Source organism: Janthinobacterium sp. C22, from assembly GCF_057919405.1.
In genome coordinates this window covers 1,214,300-1,228,146 of sequence record NZ_CP193659.1, presented here as the reverse complement: position 1 = coordinate 1,228,146, position 13,847 = coordinate 1,214,300, and the positions used below count along the sequence as shown (strand labels likewise).

The window sequence follows — 13,847 nt, the reverse complement described above, 5'->3', positions numbered from 1 at the left end:
GTTGAAATCCTTCTCAATGGTAAAGACGCGGCGCTGTTATTGGTATTTCTTAATTATTTCAAACATCGCTTGGCCGGATTTCTCCCAGCTGAAGCGCTTGATATTTTCAGTCCCTTTCTTGACCAGCTCTTCCTGCAGCGCTTTATCATTAACCAATTGCAACATCTTCTCTGCCATGTCATCGGCGCTGTCAGGATCGAAGTACAGCGCCGCGTCCAGACATACCTCGGGAATACTGGCCGCAGTCGATGCGATGACGGGACAGGCACATGCCATGGCTTCCAGGGCGGGATACCAAAACCCTCGAAACGAGAAGGAAAGACATAGCAGGTGGCGGAACCATACATCTTGAATAGATCAGCATCTGCAACATAACCGGTCAACTGGACGTCGCTGCGTCCTTCCAGCATTTGCGCCAATGTAGTTGCTTTGAAGACGCTCTTGTTCCAGCCGCCAATCAGCTTCAGCACATAATCCGAACCGCCTCGCTGCTTGAACAGATCGAATGCCTTGACCAGCGTTTCTATATTCTTATAGGGCTGGATGGAACCAACCGCGATAATGGCTTTTTCCTTTGCCAGAGCCCCATTCTCGGCGTGAAATATGGATGAAGAAGCATTATAGACAACACTCAAGTGGCCTGGTTTGATCCGATAAGTGCTGCAAATATCATTCTTGCTGAAATTACTGACCGTGGTTACGTGCAGGGAAGAACGCAGCACGCGCGGAATCAGAAAATTATAATAAAGGCGAAATTTCCATGACACAGCATCGGGAAAATGGATGAATGCCAGATCATGCACGGTAACAATCTTGCGCGCATAGAAAATCGGCGCCGTGGTTGCCAGTGACAACAGCAGCGGCGAGCCATTGCTTTTCAAGAAACGTGGCAGCTCGATCTGCTCCCATAAGTGGCCAGTCAGCCGGCCAATCACTTCCACGCCCAACTCCTTGGCCAGCTCTGGATGCTTGATATTTTTCGGCGCCACGAAGCGGATCGACGGATCGATTTTTTCAATATGCGGCTTATTTCCAAGGCATAACGTTGTACCCCGGTAATCGATTGCGTGAGAAAACGTGCATTAATAAAGATCATGTAATCCGGCCAATTCTAAATTCAAGCAGCAGACGCGGTATCGCCGCGTTGCGTTACTACGATGCACGACGAAGGTAAGACTTCATCAAGCCAGCCGTCCAGGCTATATTTTTGTTCCAGTATTGTGCCCAACGGCTCAAAGTCCGTATCGAAAAACTCCTTGGGCACCTTCATCCCGGTACGATCGATGACCAGCACGTTGCTGGGCCGGTAAATGTCCGAGCGTTGCGCAAACGGATTGGTAGTCACCAGCTTCTTGTGCGCGCCAACAGTCTCCAGCGTACGCATGGTCAAGCCGGACTGGATGGGACGTTCGATATCGATGACGGCGCGTGAGCGTGCCAGCAGCGCACGCAACTCAGCCTTGGCCACTGGTTTGAAAACAAACTCGGATTCCGTCGATCCCCAAAAGGATGGATCGAACAAGCGCCGCGCCCAATACACCAGACGCGAGTTAAAGTACAGAATCTTCTTTACCCGAACACCAGATGGCAAAGCGCGTTCCATCTGGGACAGAACCTTGTAGCGGTCCGAGTGTACAGTGCCAAAGAAGAACAGATCAATATCTTTCTCCACGGCTGGCAGTCGCGCATATTCATCAAGATAGAACAGCGGCCGGTATGCCAGGCGGGGATCATTTCCCGCATCGACGGGGTCGAAAGTGAAGGCCCGATCAAAGAACTGTACTTTATTCGGGCTGTCAGCTGACATATTTTTGTAGCTGTCCCAAAAATACAAAGTGAAACGCGCTTGTGGAAATGCGGTTTTCATCCTTTGTATCGCCTCGCAGGAAAGCGCCTGGCCCTTGATGACCAAAACCTCGGTGATCGGATGCTGCCGCGCCTGGCGTATTACATCATCGAAATAGCGCTCCGCCTTACCCCTTTGCAATCGTGGTGAAATCCGGATCAATGCCTTCGTCAACGTGTCTGTAGCTGGACGATCGTCAAACCATACGGATGAAACGCCACGGCGGGTGAGACAGGCCTGAATTTCTTTGGCGTAACCAAAGAAATCAGGTGCGATCAGTAGAATCTTCGCATTGCATTCCATATTATTTTCCACCGACGTTCCTTAATATTTCCGAAATCTTATGAGAGTGCACTGACTGGTATATTTCATTCAAATGATATGGCTTATCAAAAAAATACCGCTTTTCGTATTGACTGTTATTATCTAGAACAAGAAATTTTTGCCCCGCATCTTCATATGTTTTTTTCAAAAATGACAAAGTAGCCGGTGGTAGTGTCGTACCTGAGAAAGTCGTTGGCAAGCCGCCAACCACGATAACGCCATTAGTTTTTGCCCGTACTAAAAATTCTTTCAATATCTGGTTTGCGTAAGAATTGGCTGCAAGTGTCAGATTAGGAATATCTTCATGAACCGAATTCAGGAAGGTGCTGTACTCCGCTGCTAACTGTGATGTATGTCCTTGCTGATCACCATAAGCGTTCACCGATGCCTCAGTAAAGCGGCGCTGCACACCTTTTCTCTGAAGCAACATTTCAGCTGCGCCTTGTATAAAGTAATTTTCATTTGCAAAAAATGCGGCATGAATAGTTCTTTCAATACCCAAACTCCAAAGCAAAGAAAAATTCTTTTTAAATAATATGGGATTCTCTGGGCCACTATACATTGCATCCTTGGACACCATATACTGCTGGAACTCCATTGGCATGTAAATTACGTCGCCGCGACGGAAATTCTGCTCGTAAGAAGCCAGCAGAAAATCCAATCCTACGCCTGCTGCAATAGACAAATTTCCGCAATAACGATTCAGGTCCTTGGAAATGATGGCACAACTGTGGCTGAAGCGGCCATTACTGCCGGCGAAAATGAATATACGCGATCCTTCGCCTGCTTTCGTCAAAGCCACCTTCTGATTGTATAAGCGATCAATCTCCCCAAAAGTCAGTGGTTTATTAATCGAAAAATACAAAGCAAAGTAGCCAAGAAAAGCCAGAAAAAGCAAAAAAATATAATGAGTAGCTGTTAATTTTTTCATCAAAATTGAAAGTAAAGAAATTCCACATCGCCACCAAAAAATATCTTTTGAACCAAAAGTGGAGCAAGTACGATTGCAATCAGCAAGCGATTACGGGTCGATATTTCATTGGAATTACGGAAGAACCAGGTTACACAACTTGCCATGACAAGAAGAATCACTAATTCCACAAAGCCCATGATAGTTCCATCCGCCAGTAGCGGAACGACCCCTTGCCCCTTGATCCACCCAGTTGCTGGTAGCATTGACAATATTTGTGAGGGCAATGTAAAGCCGTTCAAGCCGCTAACACCGCGTGCGATTGCATAAAAATTTTCGATTGACGCTGCACGGAAAGCGATCCAGGCGAAAGCAACACTGACGAATGTCAGCGGCAGATAACTCCAAGAAACATATGAAGATACTATTTTTAGACAGTTAAAACGCCCCGTCAGAAAACGCCAGAAATGATTGATGCCGAGATAGACGCCATGCAAGGCGCCCCACAACAAAAATGTCCAACCTGCCCCATGCCAGATTCCACCCAACAGCATGGTCAGGAACAGATTCAGATAGCGCCTGACTGTACCGTTACGATTGCCCCCTAGGGTAATATAGAGATAATCTCTCAAAAACCGGGACAAAGTAATGTGCCAACGACGCCAAAAATCAATTATATTTTTAGCTTTATAAGGCGAATTGAAATTGATTGGCAAATGAATGCCGAACATCAAGCTGATACCTACCGCCATGTCAGAATAGCCGGAAAAATCGAAATATAACTGAAAACTATATGCAAGAACTCCCGTGATCGAATCAAAGAAACCAGGTGTGCCACCCGCAGCAACTCCATTAAAGAAGTAATTAGCATAATTTCCCAATAAATCAGCGATCAAGAGTTTCTTTGCCAAACCGATCAAAAATATACTGAGGCCATTCCGAAAATCTTCCGCAAAAATCGATGGCACTATCACTGTCTTAAACTGCGGCATCATTTCTTTATGATGCAGAATAGGTCCGGCGATCAGATGCGGAAAGTAGCTGACAAACAAAGAATAGTGAACTGGGTTGCACTCGTCCACATCATCACGATAAGAATCCACCAAAAATGCTATTTGAGTAAACGTGAAGAATGAAATTCCAATTGGTAAAACAATCGTAGGAATATGCGTCGTAATATCAAATATCTGCAAGCCTTCGGTGAGAAGGAAATGTGTATATTTATAATAAAACAACGCCACAAGATTCACGACAATTCCGAGACGCAAAAGAATCAAGGACCGGTGTCGGTTAGCATGCCGCCACTTGCTAATTGATTTGCCAACATAAAAATTGAAAACGATTGAAATAAGAAGTATCGGAAGATTTCTTAAATCCCACCATGAATAGAAAAACAAAGACGAAAAAGACAACCACAAGATCGCACGATCTGGTTCACGCTTCGCCAGATAAATATATCCGATGAATACTATGGGGAAAAATAGAAAAATAAACTCAACACTATTGAATAACATGACTTAAAATTTTCACCCCAAGAATTACTCGCTTTTCCAAAAAACAGAAAAAACCGCCGTTTAAAAAAATCAAATAATTAATTAATAATGCATATAGAAAAATTTACCATGTCATTCTTGTCTTTCGCATGACATTAAAAATTTCATGGTGCGGCAACCTGTTGCGAAGTAGAACATAAAAATGTTTCAAACCGTCCCGTACAAGCCACATAAAATCACTTTAATATCAACAATGATATGGTATTGAAATATGTTGCATGAAGTCAGATTCGGCCATCCAACAACGCTAGTTTCAATAACAAATTCCAAGTGCAATTTGTTTTTTCGAAAATAGTTTGACAAATAAACGGCAGTGAAAATTAAACCGCTAATTTCTTATTTTTATTACTCAGATCGAGCTGCATGATGGACAAAATGAAATATCCAATCAGTATCCACATTGGCGGAAAATTCAAGTCTGGCCCGCCTAATACTTTTGCCAACACTATGACAAACAGGGCCCAACCAGATGCCTGACAAGTAACTTTATAGCGCGGCTCTGCGGAACTCGAACGGATCGCGCTGACACTCATCAGATACAATATCAACATTGCGATAACAATACAGAATGTTCCCAATATGCCGACATTCGACATAAGGAAGGCAACGAAACTGGACGGTCGGTTGCTACCTAAACCAGCACCCAAAAAATAGGTTTTAAAAAAAACAACGAAAGCAAATCGATCTGCCTCAAAACGATGCAACGAAGATTCCGATGTACCCTTATCAAAAATGACTTCGTTAAGAATACTATCTACGTTAGGCACAAGGAAATACAGTGCCAACATTATGAAAACAAATGAAGATAGAATAAGCGTGATACGGCGTTTTTGCCTTGTTCCCGTTCCCAAAAGTACAGACGAAATCGTGTGCAAGATGAAAAATAAAGCGACCGTAACAAAGCCCGTACTTGATGTAGATATCAACAATGAGAACATTGTTCCGATCAGCAAAACAAGCCATTGATACGACTTGGACTTATTCGGCTCATTTAAAAATTTAATGTATACCCATGCCAGAAAACTAGCCATGAAAATCGCATAAAATGATGACTCGCTGAAGGTAGAGTAAATCCGAGGCAGGAAAGAAATACTTCGCTCACCTGCCAAATCGAAATTCGCATTATTATATAAAAACTCGTCCGGATAATATATTCCGGTTACAACGCTTATCAGCTGATAATACGAAAAGAAACACACCAGTATACCGGAAAAAAGGTAAGCACGATTAGTCGCTTCGAGCATGGCGGTATCAAAACGTGTTATAAAAATCAATATTCCGGTGGCATAAAGGAACAGATAAAGCGCCTGAGCCACATTTGAAACAGAAAATTCGAGAACTCCAGGTGCCAGATATTGCGGATCAACGCCGCCCCGCGGAGTATAGACCCTCATTCCATCAAATAGGAATGGGAAAATAAATGCAGAAAATACGGATATGACAGCAAAGGCCAAAAACCAAAATGTAAACCATCTCCATTTACCTGGAATAATAAATCCATGCTTATGCCAATACAATAATGCATACATTGCAAGAAAAATTTGCATTACCACAAATGGCGACACACCTAAATTTTCAGCTCCGGGAATTGCCATCCCCTGAAATACTGAAAAGAAAGCCAAGAAGAATATTATTTTTGACAAACCTTAGCCTCTTTACCTGAAATACCAAACCAATATTTTCACATTTTCAATCCATCACGAACACCCTTAAAGAAGGGTCCACGTAACTTATTTGAAAATAATTTCCACTTCAATGGCCGTGTTAAAAAGTAATAGAAAAACGCCACCATTTTCGTCAATACATTAAAATTTTTTCTGATGAAATAGATGCGATTTCTTTCGCCATAATAGATGGAAAAAGGCGATGCAGATCCACCTGTACTGCTACTGACCTTGTGCCATACTTCACCTCCAGGCCAGTAATAAATCCTGAAATTCGCCAGATTGGAACGCCATACAAAATCGGTATCGTCGTGGTAAACAAAATATTTATCATCCATCACGCCGATCGTATCGAAGACGGAACGGTGAATCAACATGAAACAGGTTGGCGCATAATTCGTGTAGCCAGCAACATCGTACTGTCCCTTATCCACGTCCCCCTCGCCTGTGTGCAAGGTGGTTCCAGTCCAGGGATTGATCTTGCCGCCGGCGCACCAGATTTTTCCTGAGTCAAAGAAATAGATCTTGGGCACAATCAGCTTTTCCTGATGCTGCTCTGCCAGCGTCAGCATCTTGTTCAACAAGCCGGCATCCTTGAACTCAATATCATTATTTAATAACAATACATATTCACAGCCCATTTCCAGCGAGAATTTGATACCCTGATTGTTGCCAGTTGCGACGCCAACATTGCTGGGATTGCGTATCAAGGTAACATTCTTGATACCGTATTTTGCAATGCCCTCTTCCGCCGCCGCGTACGAAAGCTCATCAATGCTATTGTCTATAATGAACAGCCAATAATCGCTAAAATCTTGCTTTGACAGACTTTCAAAAACCCAGGCAAGACCGGTGCACTATTGAACAGTACCGTTACCAGGCCAACCTTGGGCATCATTTGTACAATCCGCGTTGTTTCATTTCTGCAATACTTGCCTCGTAAGCATCGACCTGTATTGCTTGTTCGTTAACCCAAGCGGTAAAACGGGCAATACCTTCATTGAAATTCACTTTAGGCTGGAAGCCCAGCAGACGATTCGATTTGGACAGGTCGGCATAGTTGTGACGGATATCACCAAGGCGGTACGCGCCGGTGACCTTGATCGGTACGTCGATATCATAGTGCTGAACCAGCGTCTGGGCCACGGTCAGCACATCGGTTGCAACGCCGGCGCCGATACCGAACACTTCGCCATTGGCCTCTTCTTTAGTCAGTGCCAAAGTCGTGGCTGCAACGATATCGTCAATAAACACGAAATCGCGACTTTCCTTGCCATCTTCGAAGATGCTCAGTCCATTGCCGTTCTTAATACGGGTCGAGAAGATCGACAAGATACCAGTGTAAGGATTGCTCAACGACTGGCCCGGTCCATAAACATTCTGGTAGCGCAATGCGGTTGCGCCTATGCCCAGCGAGCTGCATACCGTCATTACCATCTGTTCCTGGTTTTGCTTGGTAATGCCATATACCGACGATGGGTGGATTTTCGAGTCTTCATCTGTTGCGAGCAACGTCAAAGGCGCACCCGTCTGCGGACACAATGGCTCGAAGCGACCGGCCTGCATGTCTGCATCCTTGCGGGCGCCTGGATAGATGATGCCCAACGCTTCCGAATGATATTTCCCTTCACCATAAATAGAACGCGAAGATGCAACCACGACTTTTTTGACCTGATATTTTCCATTGGCCAGCAGATCAAGCATGATGCCGGTACCACCAATATTGACGTCGACATAGCGTTTGATTTCATACATGGACTGGCCGGTACCTGTCTCTGCTGCAAAATGCACAATGGCGTCCTGGCCTGGCAGAACAGCTTTCCATGCGGCGACATCGGTCACCGACCCCAAAACAAAATTAGTAGTATCCTTGATGCTGCGATACAAAGGCGAGGTTTCAGATGGATTATCGCCATGAATCTGGGGAGATAATATATCCAGAATTGTTATTTCATGCCCCATGCTTTTCAAGTGCAATGCCAAGTTGGACCCGATAAAACCTGCACCACCAGTGATCAAAATCTTCATGATATTTCCGTATACTATTTGTTAAATATATTTCAAATCACCTCTTGTATTTTTATACAATTAAAAATACAAGAGGCATTACTTAATTTTCCATCCTGCGCTGAAAAACGTAACATCAATCATTTATAGAGGTAATACATTCATCTGCGCCAAGTCTAAGTGGCAGCAGCATAAACAATGGTTTCCCACCTAAAAATCAAATCACTTTACAGGAAAGACAAAGATCAAATAGAAACCCATTCTTTTTTTCTTGGCAGTATTTTTTAATTATTTTTGCCGGACTACCTGCAATCATCGAAAAATCTGGAAAAGACCGAGTGACGACCGATCTCGTTCCTACAATGCAGTTCCTGCCAAGTGAGACACCAGGCATGATCGAGACGCCATATCCGATGAATGTATTTTTCCCAATATGAATAGGGCCTTTCGATTCCAAATCTTGCTGCATGATCAAGCCGGCATCCGGATTAAAACCATGCGCGGAGTCTGACAGATAGACATACTCACTTAGCACACATCCATCCTCAATGCGTATGGAGTCAATACTATACATTTGACAGTATCGACCTACATAAACATCGTTACCAAAAAATATTTTAGGTGAGAATCTTTGCTGGCCATTAATCGTTATTGGCTCCAGCACCACACCTTTACCGATCCGGCAATTCCGACCAATTTCAATCAATTCTTTATTTATTAATCTACGGGGAAGATAAACATAACTCCCCGTGCCCAAATTTGCAACTTTCGGCCTAAACAATACAGCCTTAATAACTAATTTTATAAAATTCATGACTAATGCCCTCAACTTTGGCAAAGCCAAAATAACACTCCCAACGTTACTGCCGGGAAAAATATCACTCTATTAAAGAAATATAATCTTGAAATAGATAATATTTTTGTTTTATCCACAACAAAAATCAGCGCACTAGCTACTCCTGCAATTGCACCAATTAATGTCCCATATACTACTCCGATGACACCATATGATGGAGCAAGCATCAAACTGAAGGACAAATTAACAACACCCTCTATAATAGCTGGCATGAATGCTTTTTTATGTTCAGCAATAGAAAGCAGCAAAAGCGAATATGGACTCAACAAACTTCTTATCGCATGGGCGAATAGCATTATAGAAAGCAATGCATAGACGTCATCGACATAGTTTACATCTACCCATAAGGACAGAAGAAATTTTCCAAAGAAGAAGAAAAGTACGATTACAAAAACAAGAAATATGGCGCAGCCAGCACTCGATATCGCCAACAACTTTGGCAAGCGTACTTGCTTGTCTGCTTTGGCAAACGAGGCCGATCCAATTGCAACCAAAGGGCCTAGGACGGCCTGCATTACACCCACCAGAATGGATATTGCAGTTATTGCCAGCGAATAAGATGCCACTTTTTCAAAGTCATAATGTCCGACTATCACCAAATCAATGCCATTGACAAACAGCATTGCAACACTCCATACCGCCAGACTAGAACAATAATAAAATAGTTCCTTGCACCTGCCCCAATCAATGGTTCCTAAATTTTTTACAATCTCCCCGCCCCATTTCTTCGCATAGAAATAGCTGATCGGCAATATCATTACTCCACATAATGCCAATACGACAGAAATTTCGAGAAGTGTTCCCCCATTACTCAATACCAGCCAAATAAAGAATAAACTCGACATTCTAGTCAGCAGCAGTCCGCTGACCGGCACGATATTTCGATGCAATCCAATAAACATTCCTGATGGCACCAATGCAAATAACTGAAACGCCGCCGACATGCCCAGTATGGCTATACAGGTTCTGAATTCACCGACCAAGTCCTCAGGAATATTCTTGAAAAATAATGGATAAAATACTGCAAGCAGCACGACTGCAAAAACTGCAAAAAAACTGAAAAATGACACCAACACCAAGCCAGCTTTTATGGTTTTCCGCTGATCATTTAAATCCGATATTTCATTTCCATGCGCAATGAATTTTGTCATTGCGGTTTGCAACCCAAAACCAAAGAGCTGCATATATATCAATATTTGCAGCGATAAACTCCAAAGTGAAAATTCCAATTTTCCCAAATGACGAACGACAAGTGCCGGCAGCAGTAAATTGAATAATGTCGTACCTATCCCACCAATCACATTTGCAACGGCATTCTTTAAAAATAAGTTACGTAATGATGCAGTTGCCATAAGTAGTTGAAAATTTTCTTTATAACATTTCTTAAAATGTCAAACTACGCCAGTTTAAATGGCGTGATAACTAGAATGTGTTTTAATTATTTTTCCAAGCATCCAATACAGCTGTCCAGCGAGAATTATTCTTGTTATTACGCTTGGACGATATATAGCCATCCCGTAAAATTGCGATGAAAATCGCGAATATCCCTCCGCCAATCAGGCCGGCCAAGGTGAAGAGCACAGGTTTCGGCTTGATTTTTCCTGGGCCGGAACTGCCAAATCAAGTTGCTGGATCATGGAAGAATCCTTCGCCTCATCAATTTTGGCTAGTTCATACTGTTTTGCCAGCAGTTCAAAAATGGTCTCGTAATATTTAACATCCCGTAATGTGCGAACATACTCGACACCAACCGCAGGAAGCTTTCCGCTTGGGATCATGATGTCGCCGCTCCTGCTTTGGCCACTTTGCAGCTTTTCCAACTGTCCCTGCAGCCCGCGCATCTCTTCCTGCAAGCGCATATATTCGGGGTTGCTGGCGGTCGCAAAACTGCGCATGGCCTGTAACTGAACCGTTTTGGCCGCGATGGTGGCTTGCAGCTGAGCCTCATTGGCAATAATTCCCTTTACCTGTTCTTCCAATTGAAGCATGCCTGTCGTTTCTTGCATTTTCCTCATCGCAACTTCGGCATTTGCCAAGTCTTCTTTGGCGGCCATCAATTGTTTCTCAAAAAACACCCGGCGTCTGGCAGCTTCAGTGATTGCCAAATTCTTGGTCAGCGTAGCCAGCTCTTTCACATATGCATTTGCAAGTTCAGCCGCAAATTTCGGATCCGTATCTTCGATCGAAATACCAATCAAGCCATCTTTTCCATTCGATAACGAACGTACCTTCGCCAGCTTTTCACGCGTGGAATCTAAAGTATCTTCATTGAAATACTCTTTCAGCTTGAATTTTTCAATCAAGTTATCTGCAATTGTGCGGCTTTGTAGCATGCCCACATACAGATCATTGGGATTTTTCAATCCAGCTATACTGCCGGCAGCCCCGGCCAAACCACCCAGTTGGCCCAGCATTGCGGTGACGGACGAACTCTGCTGCTGTGGCGGCATAATAACCGCTGTGCTGACATATTTCGGTTTCATCAGCAAACTGGCCGTCAGCGCCAGTGCGCCAATAACCAGTGGGAGGATAAAGATAATCTTCCGCTGGCGTACCAAGGCAGCACACACGTCGAGCAAATGAATGCCCTCGTCCTCTACCTGGACTACTGAATATTGCTTATTTTGAATTTCTACATGCTCGGACATCGTTCGCTTTCAAATAAAGTGTGGTTTTATGCGTATCTGATGAGATGCCGTGTTAATCCTTCAACACTTTCAAACCAGCTGCTCCCAAACCAAACTGATAGAAAATCGCAGTCCATTCCTTCAGGCTCTGCATAAACGTGCTGCGTTCGATTTTCTCGGGCACCACTACCGTGTCACCTGGATTAAGCGCCGTGCCGCCAATACCACTGAACCAGCCGGTTCCCTGGCCACTCTGCGCCGTGCCATCGGCCCGAATCACATACATTTCGGATTTGTCCGCATTCGCAGTGATACCTCCGGCCTGCTGAACATAGTCGTTGACCGTGCGCTGTGGACGATACACAAAGGCGTTTTGCTGGAAGACAGAACCCAGCACATCCACCGTGCCCGGGCGGCGCGGGATCAGGATGGAATCGCCGTCCTGCAGCGGCAGATCCGGCAGATTCTTGACTTGCGTATCGACGCCTGGCAGATCGAGAACGATACGGCCCTCAGCCTTGATGCTGCGCAGTTTTTGTGCGATGCGGCGTTGCTGCTCGACTTCAGCCGCAGCCTTCGTTGCGTTATCCTTGTCACTGCTGGCTGCCATGCGCTGTGTCGCGTTCGACTCCAGCTCCCGTTCAAAGCGGTCAGCCACCTGATTCAATTTGATCTGCTGGGCGCGACGTACGGATTCACGGTTCAACTGAGTGGCGTACAGGTAACCGTTTTCATTGGCGCCGCCGACACGGGCGATCAGCTCGCGCAGGGTTTCACCTTTTTCAGCAGGAAAATACCGCTCTGCTTTGCTTCGCCAGCCACGCGCACGTATTCATTCTGGATTTGCGCCTGGACCGGTACGGCGCCTGGTGCGAACACGCGCAGGATATCGGTCGGCTTGACGGCAATGCCTGCCAACTGGCTGCTGGAGATACCTTTGTCAGCAACCAGGTCCAGTACGGTTCTATATTGATTGTCGATGTTCTTTTCGACGACGATTTGCTTGGTCTCTGCTGCCGAATCAAAACCACCAGCCCAGCTCAATACGTCGGCCAGTGTCGCACTGCCTTTCAACTCGAAAATGGCGGGCTGCTTCACGTTACCGGTCAGGGCTACCAGCGGGCCCACTTCAGGAATATAGATCACGTCGCCATCGCGCAAGGTGACGTCGCGGCTCTTGTCACCCTTGACCAACATGTCATACAAGTCGAAGGTACTGACGGTATCCTTGCCGCGCTTGAGCTGGATATTGCGCATGCTGCCGGTAGCGTCCGGGCCACCCGATGTAAACAGGGCGTTGAGCAGGGTACTCATGGAATTCAAGGTATAGGTGCCAGGACGTACGGCATGGCCAACCACGTACACTTGCACGGCACGCGTTTGCGCGATACTCGCCGTCAGGTCGAAATTAGTGTAGATCTTGCCAATGGCTTTCTTCAGGTAGCCCTGCAAATCCTTGTACTGCACGCCGCTGACCTTGACGGATCCGACGCGGGGAATGAAGATCGCACCGCTGCGGTCGACCGTGGCACTGACGTCAATGTCAACCATGCCCCAGCCGCGTACCTGCAACTCGTCGCCCGTGCCGATCACATATTCCTGATTCACCTGGACACCATCGAGCGGCGCAAAGGTGGATGGCACATCGCCGAACAAATCCTTACCGAAGATGTTCAGTTTCTTACCCGTCACGCCATCGACATACTCTTCGAAAGCGCCAACCTTGGCCTCGGCCGCAGCCTGCTTGCTGAGATTATTGGTAGCCAGCGTTTTCGCTTGGCGCGGGTCGCTGCGGCCGCTACGGATACTAGGCAAGGTACCGGCACCCAACTCGCTTGCTTGTGAACGAGACGGGTTCGAGCGCGGCATGTCAGCCGTGTCCAGATCCTGCCCTGCGGCATAGGCCGAAGTTGCACCCAGCAGGAAAGCCGAGAAAATCACGTGTTTCACGAAAGGCGGGGAGTACGAAGTTGCTTTTTCATGCTGGTCTTTGTCTGGATGAATGATGTTGTATGAGTAAAGGGGCGCGATACGCGTTTAATACTTGCCCTGCCAGGTCA

11 protein-coding genes and 1 pseudogene are annotated in these 13,847 nt (G+C 45.5%); all 12 read right to left on the bottom strand.

Annotation, left to right across the window (positions count from 1 at the left end; genetic code table 11):
• Positions 1-36: 36 nt before the first annotated feature.
• Positions 37-935 (bottom strand): annotated as a pseudogene (locus tag ACRHIG_RS05515) (glycosyltransferase family 4 protein).
• 182 nt (positions 936-1,117) lie between these two features.
• Positions 1,118-2,161, bottom strand: coding sequence for a WaaS/CpsH family glycosyltransferase (locus ACRHIG_RS05510; protein WP_489629587.1), 1,044 nt, complete (start codon positions 2,159-2,161; stop codon positions 1,118-1,120).
• Entirely contained in the window at positions 2,151-3,101 is a 951-nt protein-coding gene (locus ACRHIG_RS05505; protein ID WP_489629586.1) for a hypothetical protein, read from the bottom strand. The genes ACRHIG_RS05510 and ACRHIG_RS05505 overlap by 11 nt, the downstream gene beginning before the upstream one ends.
• Positions 3,101-4,330, bottom strand: a complete 1,230-nt coding sequence (locus ACRHIG_RS05500; protein WP_489629585.1) for an MBOAT family O-acyltransferase — start codon at positions 4,328-4,330, stop codon at positions 3,101-3,103. Before ACRHIG_RS05500 ends, ACRHIG_RS05505 begins: the two co-directional genes overlap by 1 nt.
• A 623-nt stretch (positions 4,331-4,953) precedes the next feature.
• Positions 4,954-6,276, bottom strand: a complete 1,323-nt coding sequence (locus ACRHIG_RS05495) for a hypothetical protein (RefSeq protein ID WP_489629584.1) — start codon at positions 6,274-6,276, stop codon at positions 4,954-4,956.
• A 38-nt stretch (positions 6,277-6,314) separates the two neighbouring features.
• Positions 6,315-7,124, bottom strand: a complete 810-nt coding sequence (locus ACRHIG_RS05490) for a glycosyltransferase family 2 protein (RefSeq protein ID WP_489630748.1) — start codon at positions 7,122-7,124, stop codon at positions 6,315-6,317.
• Between the two features lie 67 nt (positions 7,125-7,191).
• Positions 7,192-8,325 carry an NAD-dependent epimerase/dehydratase family protein gene (locus tag ACRHIG_RS05485; protein WP_489629583.1) on the bottom strand — a complete coding sequence of 378 codons (1,134 nt, stop codon included), beginning with the start codon at positions 8,323-8,325 and terminating at the stop codon, positions 7,192-7,194.
• A 196-nt stretch (positions 8,326-8,521) separates the two neighbouring features.
• Complete coding sequence (locus ACRHIG_RS05480; protein ID WP_489629582.1) at positions 8,522-9,118, bottom strand: acyltransferase; 597 nt, start codon at positions 9,116-9,118, stop codon at positions 8,522-8,524.
• An 11-nt stretch (positions 9,119-9,129) separates the two neighbouring features.
• The gene (locus tag ACRHIG_RS05475) at positions 9,130-10,512 is read right to left on the bottom strand and encodes an MATE family efflux transporter (RefSeq protein WP_489629581.1); all 1,383 of its coding nucleotides are present in this window, start codon (positions 10,510-10,512) and stop codon (positions 9,130-9,132) included.
• Positions 10,513-10,716: 204 nt separating this feature from the next.
• Positions 10,717-11,808 (bottom strand): GumC family protein, encoded by a 1,092-nt coding sequence (locus tag ACRHIG_RS05470; RefSeq protein WP_489629580.1) that lies wholly within the window; start codon positions 11,806-11,808, stop codon positions 10,717-10,719.
• A 52-nt stretch (positions 11,809-11,860) separates the two neighbouring features.
• Positions 11,861-12,493, bottom strand: coding sequence for a polysaccharide biosynthesis/export family protein (locus tag ACRHIG_RS05465; protein WP_489629579.1), 633 nt, complete (start codon positions 12,491-12,493; stop codon positions 11,861-11,863).
• A gap of 50 nt (positions 12,494-12,543) precedes the next feature.
• Entirely contained in the window at positions 12,544-13,737 is a 1,194-nt protein-coding gene (locus ACRHIG_RS05460) for an SLBB domain-containing protein (protein WP_489629578.1), read from the bottom strand.
• Positions 13,738-13,847 lie beyond the last annotated feature (110 nt).